Origin of the sequence: Paenibacillus sp. MER 180 (assembly GCF_023713665.1) — a bacterium.
In the GTDB taxonomy this organism is placed as follows: Bacteria; Bacillota; Bacilli; order Paenibacillales; family Paenibacillaceae; genus Paenibacillus_B; species Paenibacillus_B suaedae.
On sequence record NZ_JAMAVT010000002.1, the window covers coordinates 119854 to 135712 of the forward strand.

The 15859-nt window shown below is 52.9% G+C and carries 17 protein-coding genes; 15 read left to right on the top strand and 2 right to left on the bottom strand.

Annotated elements, in window-relative coordinates:
- The first annotated feature begins 164 nt into the window (after nucleotides 1-164).
- Nucleotides 165-722 (top strand): GbsR/MarR family transcriptional regulator, encoded by a 558-nt coding sequence (locus M3661_RS03165; RefSeq protein WP_251482283.1) that lies wholly within the window; start codon nucleotides 165-167, stop codon nucleotides 720-722.
- Between the two features lie 143 nt (nucleotides 723-865).
- Nucleotides 866-2059 (top strand): GntR family transcriptional regulator, encoded by a 1194-nt coding sequence (locus M3661_RS03170; protein ID WP_251482287.1) that lies wholly within the window; start codon nucleotides 866-868, stop codon nucleotides 2057-2059.
- A 128-nt stretch (nucleotides 2060-2187) separates the two neighbouring features.
- Here M3661_RS03170 and trhA read toward each other — a convergent pair whose 3' ends face one another.
- Nucleotides 2188-2835, bottom strand: coding sequence for a PAQR family membrane homeostasis protein TrhA (gene trhA, locus M3661_RS03175; RefSeq protein ID WP_065291962.1), 648 nt, complete (start codon nucleotides 2833-2835; stop codon nucleotides 2188-2190).
- A gap of 153 nt (nucleotides 2836-2988) precedes the next feature.
- Nucleotides 2989-3165 carry a hypothetical protein gene (locus M3661_RS03180; RefSeq protein ID WP_175400524.1) on the bottom strand — a complete coding sequence of 59 codons (177 nt, stop codon included), beginning with the start codon at nucleotides 3163-3165 and terminating at the stop codon, nucleotides 2989-2991.
- Nucleotides 3166-3307: 142 nt separating this feature from the next.
- On the opposite strand from M3661_RS03180, the gene M3661_RS03185 reads away from it, so the two are divergent.
- From M3661_RS03185 to paaD, 13 genes are all read left to right on the top strand, one after another.
- A complete protein-coding gene (locus M3661_RS03185; RefSeq protein WP_065291961.1) occupies nucleotides 3308-4069 on the top strand; it encodes a DUF3891 family protein in 762 nt (253 codons plus the stop codon).
- Nucleotides 4070-4178: 109 nt separating this feature from the next.
- Nucleotides 4179-4703, top strand: a complete 525-nt coding sequence (locus tag M3661_RS03190) for a hypothetical protein (protein WP_251482291.1) — start codon at nucleotides 4179-4181, stop codon at nucleotides 4701-4703.
- Between the two features lie 684 nt (nucleotides 4704-5387).
- Nucleotides 5388-6389, top strand: coding sequence for an ABC transporter substrate-binding protein (locus tag M3661_RS03195; protein WP_072730402.1), 1002 nt, complete (start codon nucleotides 5388-5390; stop codon nucleotides 6387-6389).
- A gap of 27 nt (nucleotides 6390-6416) precedes the next feature.
- The gene (locus tag M3661_RS03200) at nucleotides 6417-7367 is read left to right on the top strand and encodes an ABC transporter permease (RefSeq protein ID WP_072730481.1); all 951 of its coding nucleotides are present in this window, start codon (nucleotides 6417-6419) and stop codon (nucleotides 7365-7367) included.
- Entirely contained in the window at nucleotides 7354-8142 is a 789-nt protein-coding gene (locus M3661_RS03205; protein ID WP_065291957.1) for an ABC transporter ATP-binding protein, read from the top strand. The genes M3661_RS03200 and M3661_RS03205 overlap by 14 nt, the downstream gene beginning before the upstream one ends.
- Before the next feature lie 86 nt (nucleotides 8143-8228).
- Complete coding sequence (pdhA, locus tag M3661_RS03210; RefSeq protein ID WP_397376489.1) at nucleotides 8229-9335, top strand: pyruvate dehydrogenase (acetyl-transferring) E1 component subunit alpha; 1107 nt, start codon at nucleotides 8229-8231, stop codon at nucleotides 9333-9335.
- Nucleotides 9332-10315 (top strand): alpha-ketoacid dehydrogenase subunit beta, encoded by a 984-nt coding sequence (locus M3661_RS03215; RefSeq protein WP_065291956.1) that lies wholly within the window; start codon nucleotides 9332-9334, stop codon nucleotides 10313-10315. The genes pdhA and M3661_RS03215 overlap by 4 nt, the downstream gene beginning before the upstream one ends.
- A gap of 22 nt (nucleotides 10316-10337) precedes the next feature.
- Nucleotides 10338-11687 (top strand): dihydrolipoamide acetyltransferase family protein, encoded by a 1350-nt coding sequence (locus M3661_RS03220; RefSeq protein WP_065291955.1) that lies wholly within the window; start codon nucleotides 10338-10340, stop codon nucleotides 11685-11687.
- Nucleotides 11688-13130: a dihydrolipoyl dehydrogenase gene (gene lpdA / locus M3661_RS03225; protein ID WP_251482294.1), complete on the top strand. Its 1443-nt coding sequence runs from the start codon at nucleotides 11688-11690 to the stop codon at nucleotides 13128-13130. It abuts the gene before it with no gap.
- Nucleotides 13123-14115: a 1,2-phenylacetyl-CoA epoxidase subunit PaaA gene (paaA, locus tag M3661_RS03230; RefSeq protein ID WP_251482298.1), complete on the top strand. Its 993-nt coding sequence runs from the start codon at nucleotides 13123-13125 to the stop codon at nucleotides 14113-14115. The genes lpdA and paaA overlap by 8 nt, the downstream gene beginning before the upstream one ends.
- A complete protein-coding gene (paaB, locus tag M3661_RS03235; RefSeq protein WP_065291952.1) occupies nucleotides 14112-14456 on the top strand; it encodes a 1,2-phenylacetyl-CoA epoxidase subunit PaaB in 345 nt (114 codons plus the stop codon). The genes paaA and paaB overlap by 4 nt, the downstream gene beginning before the upstream one ends.
- Before the next feature lies 1 nt (nucleotide 14457).
- Nucleotides 14458-15291 carry a 1,2-phenylacetyl-CoA epoxidase subunit PaaC gene (gene paaC, locus M3661_RS03240; RefSeq protein ID WP_251482301.1) on the top strand — a complete coding sequence of 278 codons (834 nt, stop codon included), beginning with the start codon at nucleotides 14458-14460 and terminating at the stop codon, nucleotides 15289-15291.
- Between the two features lie 15 nt (nucleotides 15292-15306).
- Nucleotides 15307-15807, top strand: a complete 501-nt coding sequence (gene paaD, locus M3661_RS03245; protein ID WP_397376486.1) for a 1,2-phenylacetyl-CoA epoxidase subunit PaaD — start codon at nucleotides 15307-15309, stop codon at nucleotides 15805-15807.
- Nucleotides 15808-15859 lie beyond the last annotated feature (52 nt).

Genomic DNA, 15859 nt, shown 5'->3' on the forward strand with positions numbered 1-15859 from the left:
TGCTATCCCATTTGCTTCTTTACAATTTGTTCCTATTCTCTTACAATGTTCGTGGAACATAGAGAATGAGCTTTTACAGCAATGTTCGACAAATATATATAGGGCGGTTTCGAATCGGTCTGCCATTGCTGCAGGGATAGGATTCGGCACAGGAGGAATGACTCATGACTACGTTCGCACAGTTGACACAGGAGCAGAAGAGCGCCGTGGAGAAGGCTCGCAATCGTGTCATTGAAGCGATCGGACAAAATATGGACTTGTACGGCATGACCCATTCTACTGGGCATTTGTACGGCCTACTGTTCTTCAGCGATCATCCGATGACGTTGGATGACATGAAGCAGGAGATGGAGATGAGCAAGACAAGCATGAGTACGGGCGTTCGCACACTTGTGGACATGAAGATGGTGCATAAAGTGTGGGAGAAGGGGACGCGCAAGGATTTATATGAGGCAGAACAGGATTGGCATCAGACATTTGCGGATTACTTCGGTCTGAAATGGAGAAAAGCCGTAGAAATAAACTTATCTGCGATTCGACGTTCAGTCAAAGAGCTGGAGCTTCTGCGCGGCAGCTCGGAGGATGAACAGCTTGCGGCAGTCATTGCGAAGGATATCGCCAAGATGGAGCAGGCGGAAGCGTATTATGGATGGCTTAATCAATTGATAGATGCGTTTGAATCCGGTGATATCTTTACGTATATCCCGAAGCACGAGCGCTAGTCGTCCGTTTAGATATGAATCTGGGAAAGAGCGGTGGAGAGTGGTGCATCGCTCTTTTTTGCTTCCGAATTTTCCCTAATCATTGTCTCTTCTACCTAAATGCTATATTATATATATTAAATTAATAATTAAGGATGATCTAAATGAGCTATGATTCTCGATCGCCGCTATATTTGCAAGTTCAGCGATATATTGAGGATATGATTCATACGAAACAATTGAAGACGAATGACCGAATTCCGACAGAGAAGGAACTGATGGAGCAGTTCCAAGTTAGCCGCATTACAGTTGTGAATGCGCTTGCAGCTCTTGTGAAGGAAGGATTAATTTATCGAGTCCCCGGAAGAGGCAGCTTCGTAGCGGAGCAGAAATCAGTTGGCTCCAGCTCGGTACGTGAAGAGCAAGCTGGAGGTACAGAAGGACTGGATGTCAATGGAGCAGGCTCTGGAAGCCAGGAACGAAGAAGAAATGTAGTCGGATTCATGATGCCAACTTTAGATGATTATTTTGCGATGCGGCTTATTAATTCGATTCAGCAGACGTTGAACGAGCGTGGATACTCTCTAATCGTGGCCTTTAGCGGAGGATCGAAGGAGCGGGAAGAGCAGCAAATTCGGGAGATGCTGGACATGGGCATATCAGGCTTGCTGTTATTCCCTGTGGATGAAGATATCTACAATGAAGAAATATTGTCATTGAAGGTAAATGGTTTCCCATTCGTGCTTATCGATCGATATTTGCCTGGAGTGGACACCCATTATGTATGCTCGGACAACCGCAAAGGCGCGGAGATGGCGGTAGCTCATTTATGGGAACTCGGTCACCGGAATATTGCGATCTGCACAGATGCGTTCCGAGATTGTGTGAGTGTGCAGGATCGCATAGCAGGGTATATGAATGAATATCAGAGACGGGGGGCCATGATCAATCCAGCACTCATTCTAACGGATTTTACGCTTCCTGTCGGAGAGGAAGCTGATGATTCTGTACTTGCTCGGTATATGAAGAGCGAGATGGCCACTGCGTTTATTGCGCTGCATGGCAAGCTTGGCATGCGCATGCATCAGATCGCGAAGCGGGCGGGACTGAGAGTGCCAGAGGATATCTCGATCGTAACGTTTGATGACCCGGAGCACTTGGAGGAGCGAGAGACATTCTTTAGTCATATTTATCAGAATGAAGCACAGATTGGACGCCGTGCCGCTACGATATTAGCGGATATTATGGAGCGTTCCGACCAGGAAGGGCAAGCTGGCAAAGAAGCGTACCACAAGGTTATCCTCGAGCCTCAATTCGTAAATAGACGTTCAACTGGCCCATGCCAGAGCGAACAATAACTTCTGCAATAACCTACACAAAACCGCCAATCTCTGCGGCAAGAGGAGATTGGCGGCTTCATCAATCGGGTAAATCCTACATAGTACGTGATCAAAAGCGGACTTTGTGAACAACCTCTACTTACGAGCTATACGTGAATTTGGACTAAGGACAGTACGGAGAAGAAGTGAGCAACGGAACCTGCAAGCACAAATAGATGCCATATCATATGATGGAAGGGGAAACCTCTCCATACGTAGAATATAGTGCCAAGTGTATACAGGATACCGCCAATGATCAGCATCGTCAGTCCGAAGGATGGCATAGCCTCTGTCAGTGGATGCCACGCCCACACGATCAACCACCCCATAGCAATATAGAGCAGCGTGGACATGAAGAGGAATCGCTTCGTGAAGAAGGCTTTGAATACAACGCCTCCGACAGCAATAGTCCATACGATGGCGAACAGTGTCCAGCCGATAAGCTTAGGCAATGCGATTAAGACAAGCGGTGTATAAGTGCCCGCGATGAATAAATAGATGGATGCGTGATCGAAGGTCTCGAACAAGTCCTTTACTTTTCCTTCAGGAAAGCTGTGCACCAATGTCGATGAGGTATACAAGAGAAGCATCGATATGCCATAAATCGTGAAGCTGACGACATGGATGGGTTGTCCATACAATGAGGCGAATACGATAAGCAGCGTCAGGGCAGCTATGCTCATAACGACTCCAATGCCGTGCGTAATCGCGTTAGCGATTTCTTCGCCGCGCGAATAGGTGTGAGTGTTAGCCATACGGCGGCACCTTCCTTTCTGTGGGATCCGTCCAATCGGATCTGCTTATTCATATTGTATCGAAGCAGGGAAGAAGCTGCAAATGATCAAAGGCACTTTTCGAAAAGATAACAAATTCGAGGAGATGAGGAGATACAAAAAGATTAGATGTCGTTAAAAAGCAACAGCGCCGTCATCTACCCGTTTCCGGCATAGGCTTCGGCGCTGCTCTGCTTTCTTATTCGGCACGACTTGTGTATACGGCTTCCGTGTCCAGCTTCCCCGCAGTAAGCTCGGGTCTAAATGTCCTGCGCGCTCTGACTTGCGGCGCTTGTTGGATGTCTTGCTCATAATATCCCTCCTAATTGTTCATCTCACACAGCATAACTGCTGCCAATGGAAAAATCAATAACCGTGAGTCCTAATTAAGGATCAAGGATGGCACTTCTTTCTCTTTATAAAGGTAGTACGACGATAAAGGAGTTGTATGGAAATGATTATTCGGACAAGGAAAGATGAAATCGTATGCATTGCACAGCACGACCATGGATATCTATCTGGCGAGATCGCTTCAAAGTTCCGCACGGAGTTGCTTGGTACCCGTGACAGATATGAGGATGCCATATATGCTGCCTACGAGCATGATTGCAGCTGGATCGGACTTGACGATACACCAATTTGGAATGACGCACAACAGGAGCCGTATACATTCATGGATTATCCGATGGCCTTAAAGCTTGCGTTCTATCGTAAGGGGCTGGACGATATCGAGACAGCCAATCCATATGCCAGCCTATTGTGCAGCAAGCATTTCGCCTCTTTCTTTCATGTAGAGGAGCAGCAGGACGTAATCGTATTTCTCCAGCATGAACGGCAGCGTCAGCAGCGAATTAGGGAACAAGTTGTGGATTTGTCGGATTCGACGATAGCCAATCATTTTCGAATGCTTCAATTTTGTGATGACCTGTCCCTGTATGTGTGCCTGAATGAACCAGGAGTACAAAAAGCAGAAGAGTTCCCTTGGTACCAGGACGGCTTCGAGCGCACAGAGCCTTTTAATATGGAATCAGGTGAGCAATTGCAAGCCGTGTGGCTGGATGACAGGACGATTCGGGTAACTCCAACTCCATTTACGGAACCGTTTACCGCCGTGTTATCTTATAAAGTTGTAGCCAAGGAGCAAATACACAAGTCAGGGATTGCAAGCGCCTATAAGGAGGCTGAACGGAGAGAGCAGGTCATTCATGTCACATAAAATTTTTTTCATAAAGATAATGAAGGGATTAACGAAGGGAATGTCGTCTTATGAAGCGACGTATGGATAACGAAATAGGGGTTGGGAAAGTAAAGGGAGGTAGAGGAGCTTGAATAGTAGAAGTATTAAGGCGCTCTCATTAATCGGCTTCGGTATTTTGCTGATGCTGGTTACATGGAGCGGATGGGGCGCTGAGAAATTTGCAACTGCGGGGAGCATATTCGGTTATTTTTGGCCAACATTGTTTGTCATCCCACTCGGTTTGTTTTTTCATTTTATGTTCTTCTTTGTTACCAAGGGGCGCGCAGCGGGGCTGCTTATACCTGGTGGGATCTTGATCGTTAGCGGTGTAGTATGTCAAATTGGGATGCTGTTCGATGCATTCGGTACGGTTTGGCCTGGATTTCCGCTTGCGGTGGCCTTCGGATTATTTGAATTTTATATCATGGGGAACCGTAATAAATGGCTCCTGATTCCGATATGTTTTCTGACCTGTGTTTCGCTTTTGTTCTTTGCCGTCTTTTCATTAAGCGCGTTTGCGAGCTCTTCCCTAATCGGGATTACATTAGCAGCACTCCTTATTGTGGGTGGATCAGCGATGCTGTGGAAAAAACCGGAGATTTCGGATTTTTAAGCCTATACATACGGAATTTTTTTGAGCAACAGGAATAGGGATTATTGCTCTAAATACGGGATAGCGGTGTACGCTGATGATCTGATGATCGCGGTGTCACCGCTTTATTTTTTGACCAGTAAAAAATTCATAAAAGCTTGCATATGTGCTCAATCGACCTTGAATGGCCTGTATCTTTCAGGTTTTTTTGTTTTCACGGAATGGGATATAACATAAATCACACATTTCATATAAAAATTTGTCCAAATATTGACATTAGTTATGACGGCGTGATAATATAACGTTAAAATAACGCACCATAGAAAAAACGTATTACAAATGTTCAATTATGTTGAGCAACTCAACGATTTCGAATTGAAAAAACTCCAGCATTTAGCACGGCCCTGTGCATCTACGCGATCTTTACAACGCATACATACGCGACATCTCCACATCTAAGCCATCAGGCAGCAGCGCTCATCCACGAGGGCAAGCGCATTCACATTTATCCTTCCAGATGAAACACAGCAACAGACTAGGAACGAATTTTCTGCGAAGCAGCAGAGCGAATCCCTAACATGTCTTGATACCACTAGAGAGCCTTGAAAGCCTTATATCTAAACAACTCGCTAATACGCTTTTTATCTAATTATTATATTGAAAGCGCAATCAATACCAATTATTGTTGCAAAGGAGCGAGGTTGGATGAAACTGTTTTTCCCGATTTTTATGGTTTGCTCACTGTTGCTGACAGCATGTGGGAACTCAGACGAACCGAAGGACATGGGTAAGGATGCAGACGGCAAAAAGATGATCAAAATCGGAATTGCGCAGTTCGCAGATCATCCTTCGCTGGATGGGGCGAGAGAAGGCTTTTTGCAGGCGCTGAAGGACGCTGGGTACGAGAAAGATGTTAATTTGCAAGTTGATTTCCACAATGCGCAGGGGGATATGAACAACAATCTCACGATCGCTCAAAAGCTGGTGGGCGATAAAAATGACCTCATTTTGGCAATCGCTACACCGACCGCACAGGCGATTGTGAAGGCGACGAAAGACATTCCCGTGCTGTTCACGGCTGTGACGGATCCGGTTGCATCGAAGCTGGTCAACAGTCTTGAAAAGCCAGGAGGCAATGTGACAGGCACGCGCGACACGAATCCAGACTCGATCAAGAAGACGATGGAGACGATGAAGAAGTTTTTCCCTGAGGCCCGCAAGGTAGGCGTTATCTACAATTCCGGGGAGCAGAACTCTGTTGTCAACATCGCCAATGTGAAGCAGGTGCTGCAGGAAGGCGGATTGGAGACGGTCGAGGCCACCGTGACGAACAGTTCGGAGGTGAAGCAGGCTGCCGATTCGCTGGTAGGCCGCGCGGATATCATCTATCTCCCGTCTGATAATACGGTCATTTCGGCGCTAAGCTCAGTCGTTTCGGTCGCTAATGACAAGGACATTCCGCTCTTCTGCGAGAGCAGTGAATCGGTTGGGGAAGGCGCGTTCGCATCAATCGGATTCAAATATTATGATCTCGGCTACGCGACAGGTGAGATGGCTGTGAAGGTTCTGAAGGGCACATCGCCGGCAGATATCCCCGTTGAGGTCTCAAAGAAGTTGGATCTGATGATTAACCCGAAGGCGGCGGAGGCGCAAGGAATCAAATTGACGGAAGAGATGACACAAGGCGCAATCCTGATAGAGAAATAAGTCGTTTCAAATTAGGAGGATGCTATCGTGCTATATGCGCTGACAGGTTCTTTGGAAGCAGGGGTCATTTACGCGTTAATGGCTCTGGGCGTTTACGTAACGTTTCGAATTCTCGACTTTCCCGATTTGACCGTAGATGGCAGCTTTGCCACCGGCGGGGCCGTTGCGGCTGTCATGATTACATCCGGCTATTCCCCGCTGCTCGCTACATTGGGGGCGCTGCTGGCAGGATGTGTGGCAGGAACCGTGACCGGACTGCTCCATACGAAAGGGAAAATCAATACGCTGCTGTCCGGTATTATTTCGATGATTGCTTTATATTCGATCAATTTGCGGATTATGGGTAAGGCGAATACACCGCTGCTGGGGGAAAGCACTCTATTCACACAGCTCAAATCCTTCTTGTCCAGTCTGCAGCCGCTTGCGATTTTGGCAGCCGTAGGGATATTCGTTCTGCTCATCAAATGGGCCATTGACTGGTTTTTGGATACAGAGATTGGCTTGGCGATTCGGGCCACCGGCGACAATACGAAAATGATCCGCAGCCTCTCTGCGAACACCGACAATATGAAAATTATCGGGCTGAGCCTGTCTAATGGCTTGGTAGCGCTATCCGGCGCGCTTTTCGCCCAATATCAGGAGTTTGCGGATGTCTCAATGGGAATCGGCATTATCATCATCGGTTTGGCCTCCGTCATTATGGGGGAAGCCGTGTTCGGTCATGCTTCCATTCGGCGGGCAACCTTCGCCGTAATCGGAGGAGCTATAGTCTATCGCCTCATTATTATGCTTGCACTCCGCATCGGGTTGAATCCGAATGACCTGAAGCTGCTAACCGCCGTCATTGTGGTCGCTGCCCTTGTCATGTCACGGGTTCTAACAACATGGAAAGAAAGGCGAATGAGATCCTTTCAAGAAGATGCTCCACACCTATCCATCGACCACGGAGCAAGGGGGGAAAGCCATGCTGAAACTTGAGGGGATTCGAAAAGTGTTCAACCGCAGGACGGCGAGCGAGAAAATTGCTCTGCAACATATAAACTTAACGCTTCGTGAGGGTGAATTCGTAACGATTATCGGCTCCAATGGGGCGGGCAAGTCCACGCTGATGAATATGATCTCGGGCGGGATGACTCCAGATAGCGGAGCCATTGAAATCGACGGCGAGAACGTGACCAGCCTCTCTGAATTCGAGCGCTCGCGCAAGATCGGGCGCGTGTTCCAAGACCCGATGGCTGGCACGGCGCCGACGATGACGATTGAGGAGAATCTCGCGGTTGCTTACTCGCGTGACAAAGGACGTACCCTGCACCGGGGTGTGAACAAGAAGCGGAAGGATCTGTTCCGCGAGAGCCTTGCCTCACTGCACCTAGGGCTCGAGAATCGGCTGTCAGCTAAGGCCGGACTGCTGTCAGGCGGAGAACGGCAGGCGCTTAGCCTGCTGATGGCGACCTTCACGCAGCCGAAGGTGTTGCTGCTGGATGAGCATACGGCTGCGCTTGACCCGGCGCGGGCGCAATTGATTACAGCGCTGACGAAGGAAGTGGTCGAGCGTTCCAACTTCACGACGCTGATGGTGACGCACAATATGCAGCAAGCCATCGAGCTCGGCAACCGCCTGATTATGATGGATGCAGGCGAGATTATTTTGGATGTGCCGGAAGAGGAAAAGAAGCATTTGACGATTGAGGTATTGTTGAAAAAATTCGCCCAGTTGAAGGGAGTCGCGGATGACCGATTGCTGTTGGGATAGCAAAAAAGGGAAAGGGAGCGGTATTGATGATTCAAAGTCAGGGGCATCCGTCTGCCTCGCCAGTTATAGAGAAGGCAGGAAAGAGAATGCGGCATGAAGATATGCGCGGGCTGCTTGAGCCGTATCAAGTGCTTGAACCCTATCAGGTGCTGGCGCCGGACGGAGAGCTTCGCCACCCTACCGAGGGAGCCATTGACGAGGATCTGGCAATAAAAATGTACGAGAACATGATGCTGACAAGAATGTTCGATCGGAAGGCGGTCAACCTGCAAAGGCAGGGCCGAATGGGCACGTACGCCCCTTATGAGGGGCAGGAAGCCTCGCAGGTCGGGAGTGCACTGGCACTGTCCCCCAATGATTGGTTGTTTCCCAGCTATCGCGATCATGCTGCTGCAATTACGCATGGGCAGGCGCTCAGCAGGGTGCTGCTTTATTGGATGGGCCATATGGAAGGCTCGATCAGTCCGGAAGGCCGCCATATTATGCCGCCATGCGTGCCGATAGCCACGCATTTGACGCATGCCGTAGGCACATCTTGGGCCGCTAAGCTGAAGGGTGAGAAGCAGGCGAGCATCGTGTACTTCGGCGAAGGGGCAACCTCAGAGGGAGATTTCCATGAGGCCTTGAATTTTGCCGGGGTATATCAGACGGCTACTGTATTCTTCTGCCAGAATAACGGCTACGCCATCAGCGTGCCGTTCCATGCGCAGTCCGCTTCCCGAACGATCGCCCAGCGCGCGGCTGCTTACGACATGCCGGGTGTTCGAGTGGATGGTAACGATGTGTTCGCCGTTTGGCTGACCGTACGCGAAGCGCTTGAACGCGGCTTGAACGGCGGCGGACCGACGCTTATCGAGGCAGTCACGTTCCGTTACGGGCCGCATACGACCAGCGACGATCCGCGCAAATATCGGGATCAGGCCCGGCTCTCTGCCGAGTGGAGGGAGCAGCGCGATCCAATAGAGCGCTTGAAGCGGTATCTCGTGAAGAGGGGGATTTGGGGCCAGGAGCATGAGGAGCGTCTGGTGGATCGGATCAGCGGCCTTATCGAGGCCGCGGTTGCAGAGGCGGAGAGCTATCCGAATTCCCAGCCTGAAGATATGTTCATGCACGTAAACGCTGACATGCTGTGGCCTGTGGCTGAGCAACGGGAACAGAGCGGCCTGTGTGCGGAAAGGCAGGGTGAAGCATGAGCCGGAACGTAACGATATTACAAGCGATTAATGAAGCGCTCGATCAGAAGCTGGCGGACGATCAGCGCGTCATGCTTACAGGAGAAGACATTGGCGTCAACGGCGGTGTATTTCGGGCAACGGAAGGACTGTTCGAGAAGTACGGCCAGGAACGGGTTGTGGATACGCCGCTGGCTGAAGCCGGCATTATTGGCTCAGCAATCGGGCTGGCGTTGAATGGCTTCATTCCAGTCGTTGAAATTCAGTTTTTGGCCTTCATTTATCCCGGCTTCGAGCAGATCGTCACACATGCGGCCCGCATGCGATATCGGACGCGGGGACAGTACAATGTCCCACTTGTTATTCGCACGCCTTACGGCGCGGGAATTAGAGGGCCAGAGCTTCATTCGGAGAGTGTGGAAGCATTCTTCGTTCATACGCCCGGGCTTAAGGTGGTCGTACCGAGCAATCCTTACGATGCCAAGGGTTTGCTTGTTAGCGCCATTGAGGATCCCGATCCGGTCGTATTTTTGGAACCGGCAAGGATTTATCGGGCCTTCAAGGCAGAAGTGCCGGAAGAGATGTACCGCATTCCGCTAGGGAAGGCGAACATTGTCCGGGAAGGCACAGATGTGACGCTGATTTCATGGGGGGCCATGATGCGGGTGGCGCTTGAAGCGGCGCGGCAGCTGGAGCAGGAGAAGGGCTGGTCTTGTGAGGTCATCGATCTCCGCTCGTTGTATCCGCTTGATCGGGATGCAATTGCCGCATCCGTGAAGAAAACAGGCCGCGCGATAATTGTTCATGAGGCGCAGAAAACGGCCGGCGTCGGAGCAGAAATTGTTTCGCTGATCAATGATGAAGCGCTGATGTATTTGCGGGCTCCGATTCAGCGAATTACTGGCTTTGATGTGCCAGTTCCGCAGTTCTCGCTCGAGGATGTCTATGTTCCGACGGTCGGGCGGGTAAGAGAGGGAATCGCTGCAGCGATACAGTTCTGACCGTTCAGGAGGAGGAACGCGAATGATAGAGTTCAAGCTTCCCGACGTAGGAGAAGGCATCCACGAAGGGGAGATCGGAAAATGGCTCATTAAGGAAGGGGAATGGGTGGCCTGCGATCAGCCGATCGTCGAGGTGCAGACGGACAAAGTGAACGCCGAGCTGACCGCTCCGGCGGCCGGCGTAGTGCGCAAGCTGATGTTCGCCGAGGGCGCTGGAGTTCGAGTAGGCGAGGTATTGTTCCTTCTCGAAGCGGAGGGGCGCATTCCTGCGATAGAAGCGGGCAAGGCGGAACAGGCGGCTTCAGTAGCAGCGGTTGTCAACGCTCCTTCGCCATCACCAGCAGAGGCCTTGCCATTGTCTGCAGCGGCATCGCCGTCGGTGTCTGCTGAATTACCTGTGGGAAGAGTGCGCGCAGCTCCCTATGTTCGCCAGCTTGCGAGGCAGTTGAATGTCGACATCGAGCAGGTGAAGGGAAGCGGAGCCGCCGGGCGGATATCCGAAGAGGACGTACGGCGCTATGCTGCTGCGGGCACGACTAAGGAAGCGGAAGGGGCAGGGGCAGACCTAACATGGGAAAATGCGGTTCAGCCTGCGCTGGAGCGAACGGCTTCCGTTGTCCGGCCGCAGAATGCCGCTGCCAGGTTGCAAGGGGCCGCACCGACTTCTTGTGCCGAGGAACGGCTTCCGCTGCGCGGCGTTCGCTTGAGGATCGCCGAGAGGCTGGTTAAGGCAGTGAGCATCATCCCGCATGTCACGCAGGTGGATGAACTGGAAGCCGATGCCCTGCAGGCGCTGCGTGAGCGGATTCGGCCGCTGGCGGCCGAACGGCAGGTGAAGTTGACATACTTGCCGTTTTTCATCAAGGCAATTGTCATCGCGCTTAAGGAATTCCCATTCTTCAACGCTTCGCTTGATGACGAGACGAAGGAAATTGTGTTGAAGCGCTATTATCACATCGGGATTGCGACCGATACACCGGACGGTCTAATTGTTCCGGTTATCCGGGACGCTGACCGGAAGACAGTATTTGAGCTGGCAGAAGAGATTGGGCAGCTGTCGGAGCGGGCTCGGGAAGGAAAGCTGAAGCTTGAGGAAATTACCGGAGGTACCTTCACGATCAGCAATGTCGGTTCGATTGGCAGTCTTCTCGCAACGCCGATCATTAACCATCCGGAGGCGGCCATCCTGGCGCTGCACAAAATGGAGCAGCGCATGGTCGTTCGCAATGGGGAAGGTGTTATCCGCCTCATGATGAATATGGCGCTTTCCTTCGACCATCGGCTTATCGATGGGGCGGAGGCGATTCGATTCACGAATCGGATCAAGCAGCTGCTGGAGCAGCCTGACTTATTATGGGCGGAGATGGTATAGATGGTCGTCGGTGAAATTGCAGTAGAAACGGATGTTGTTGTCATTGGCGGCGGGCCTGGCGGCTATACGTCAGCGATCCGGCTGGGCCAATTGGGCAAATCGGTCGTGTTGGTGGAAAAGGAGGAGCTCGGCGGTGTTTGTCTTCATTCGGGCTGCATTCCATCCAAGGCGCTGATTCATGCGGCCGGATTGTATGACGAAGCCAGAGCGGCTTCCAAGCTGGGACTGCGGATAGAGCCTGGGGCTCTTTCCTTCAATATGTCCGATTGGCAGTTGTGGAAGTCCGGCATTGTCGGCAGGCTGGGAAGCGGAGTGGCGCAGCTCTGCGCCGCTAACGGGGTTACGGTCGTGAAGGGGAGCGCAGTCTTCCTGTCCGATGACCGCGTCGGGGTAGAGACGGAATCCGGCTTCGAGACCTACAAGTTCAAGCAGGCGGTTATCGCGACAGGATCGCGGCCGCATCTTCCAGCATTTGCTGCGGCAGGTGGTTCCCGCATCCTCACTTCCACGGGGGCGCTGGAATTGGACAGTATACCAGAGCGTTTAGCCATTATCGGGAGCGGCTATATCGGCATCGAATTGGGCATGGCATTCGCCAAGCTTGGATGCCGCGTCACACTTATTGAGCGCGAGGAGCGGATTCTCCCCCTTGTGGAAGGCAGCCTCGCTGCGGAAGTGAAGCGGCGCGCTGGCAAGCTAGGGATGGTTATCAAGACGGGCACGGAAGTGCGCGCGATTATGGAGCATGACGATGATGTCGAGCTGCGACTCGAATCGAGACAGCAAGGGGAGGAGAGCGTCCGCTGCGACAAGGTGCTTGTGACGGTCGGACGCATGCCGAACACAGAAGGACTCGGTCTCAGTCAGGCCGGGGTACGAATGGATGAGCGCGGCTATGTTCCGGTCGATGCGGAATGCCGAACCAATGTGCGCCACATTTTCGCCATTGGTGATATTACGCCGGGGCCTGCTCTTGCTCATCGCGCCGCGAGGCAGGGCACGGTCGCCGCGGAGGTGATCGGCGGATTGCCGAGTGCTTTCGACTCGCCGTATGTGCCGTACGTTATTTTTTCTGACCCGCAAATTGCCGGAGTGGGACTGACGCGGGCGGAAGCCGAGCGGCAGGGCATTAAGGTGAAGACGGGCCGCTTTCCTTTCCGTGCCAACGGATACGCATTGGCGGCTGGGAAGACAGACGGTTTTGCGGAAGTAGTCGTCGAAGAGGAAACCGGCTTGCTGTTGGGCATGCATGCGGTGGGGGCGGATGCCGGCAGCTTGATTGGCCAGGGGGTCCTCGCCCTCGAAATGGCTGCGAGAGCGGAGGATGTGGCTATGACGGTGCATCCGCACCCGACGCTTAGTGAAGGCTGGCTGGAAGCCGCCGCCGCCGCTTTGGGGCATGCCATACACATTGTGAACGAGAGGAGGCTGGAAGATGAGTAATCGGAAGGGCCAGGATGGATCGCTGGACGACGAGCGTTTGGCGCATTTTCTGAACCGAATTGACCGGGGCGACAAGATTGAAGCGGACGATTGGATGCCAGACGATTACCGCAACCAGTTAATTAAGCTGATATCGATGCATGGCGTTAGTGAAATAATGGGGGCGCTTCCGGAGAAGGAATGGGTTCCGAAGGCGCCGACGCTGCGCCGCAAACTGGCGATTATGGCCAAGGTGCAGGATGAGATGGGACATGGACAGCTGCTGCTGCGGGTCGCGGAGGATCTAATGGCGCCGCTTGGCCAGACTCGTGAGGATCTGCTGCGCAATCTGTTCTCAGGAAAGCTGAAATTCCACAACGTGTTCCATATGGAGGCGCCCACATGGGCAGATGCAGGCGTCATCGCCTGGCTTGTTGACGGTGCGGCAATCATTACCCAGTCCATGTCGCTGGAGACATCCTACGCGCCATATGCCCGCGCGCTCCAGCGCATATGCGCGGAAGAGAAATTCCATGCTCAGCACGGCGAGAGCATCGTACTGGAGCTGGCCGAAGGAACGCCAGCGCAGCGCCGGATGCTGCAGGAGGCCGTAAACCGCTGGTGGCCTTCCTTGCTGATGTTCTTTGGCCCGCCAGAAGGCGGAACCGTGTCCAGCAACCAGCAGATGAACATGCGTTACAAGATTCGCACGCAGACGAACGAGGAGCTGCGGCAGGCCTTTTTCCATAAATATGTGAACCGGATTTATCATTTGGGCTTGACGCTTCCGGACGACACGATTCGTTACGACGAAGCGGAGGGCGTCTGGCATTACCAGCAGCCCGATTGGGATCTCTTTGTACAAATTGTGCGTGGGAACGGACCTTGCTCGGCACAGCGGCTGCGGCTCCGGAAAACGTCCTACGAAGAGGCGGAATGGGTGCGGGAAGCGATGGTGGCGCCTCCGCCCCGTACATCCTATGCGGCTGGAGGAGGGGCGATATGAGCAGCGAACGGAAAGAGAAATTTGCCGTCTATGAGGTATTCAGCCAAAAGAGCCCGTCTGCCGGCTTCGTGCACCAGTTCAGCTTGTTGGCGCCTAACCCGGAAGCCGCGCTCCTGATGGCGCGGGAGAACTTCATGCGCCGCGAGCCCTGCATCAACATCTGGGTTGTGAAGCGCGATGATATTCACGGACTGACACCGGAGGAACGCGAGAGCCTCGAACGACTGGACAACAAAAGCTACCGCGAAACAAAGGGATATGGCGACATCCAATCGAGGTGGCGGCGCCACAAGGAAGAGTATGAGAGCAAGGTGGATATCGCAGCACAGAAGGAGGGGTGAAATGTCGGAGCATATCGAAGTAGCGGCGGCGGAAGAGGCCAAGCGCCGCCCGGATTATACTCGGGCGCTGCAGGAGCTCTTGCTGCAGATTGCAGACGATGACTATATTTTGGCATACCGGGGATCGGAATGGCTTGGGCTGGCCCCTCACATCGAAGAAGATGTCGCTTTCTCCTCGATGGCGCAGGACATGATGGGGCATGCAGCGATGCTATACGAGATGCTGGAGGAGTTGGGAGCTGGCAAGGCGGATGACCTGGCGCATTTGCGCAGCCCGGAGGCTTTCCGCAATGCCATACTGCTCGAGCGACCGAATGGACCAGGCGAGTATGCGAATGAGCCGCATTACGACTGGGCGTTCGCGATTGCCCGCTGCAGCCTATACGGCATATTCAAAGAAATCCGTCTGGAAGTGTTGACCCATTCTTCGTATGTGCCGCTAAGGCAGGAGGCCAGCAAAATGCTGCGCGAGCATCAGTATCACAGCCGGTATTGGCGCTCCTGGTTCACGCGGCTGGCAGGCGGCACGAACGAGGCGCGTTCCCGATTGATTGCGGCCGTAGCCCAGGCGTGGAGCGATATAGGAAGCCTGTTCCCCCTAGGCAGCGAGGAGGAGGCGATCGTACGCTTCGGTCTGAGCATAGGTGGCGATGAATTGGCACGGCGCTGGAAGACTTCGGCGCAGAGCTTGTTCGAAGCGAGTGGGCTCGCATGGCCAGGAGACTGGATTATTCCTGTCAGGACTGGACGCGACGGGCAGCATACCGACGATTTGCAGCAAGTCGTCGCCATCTTGTCGGAGGTGTACCGGATTGACCCGGCGGCCAGCTGGTAAAGGAGGCGGTTCATCGTGACGCAGATGATGCGGCAGATGCCAACGGGGCTTGAGGAACGAATTTGGGCACTGCTGCAGGAGGTCAAGGATCCAGAAATCCCCGTTATCAGCATGATCGAGATGGGGATGATTCACAGGGTAGTTGTAGACGAGAGCGTGGTTGAGGTGGAGGTACTGCCGACCTTCATTGGCTGTCCTGCTCTGGAATTGATGAGGAGCGAAATTCAGGAGAAGCTGCTTTCCATCGAGGAAGTGCGCGAGGGGATCGTCCACTTCCTGCGGGAACCAGCCTGGATCTCGGATCGGATTAGCGACGAAGGCCGGGAGAAGCTGCGTTCATTCGGCATTGTTGCACCGCCGCGCGGTTGTACGCCGGGCGAAGAGTGGAAGGTGCGGTGCCCCTACTGCGATTCTCCGTACACACGCATGGACAATATGTTCGGTCCGGCGGCTTGCCGCAGCATTTTATACTGCAGGCACTGCAAAAATCCGTTCGAAGCTTTGAAAGTGTTGTAAGGCTAGGCTTGTATGGTTCGTAATGCCTTTAATGCTCTAGTGCTTAGTGTTT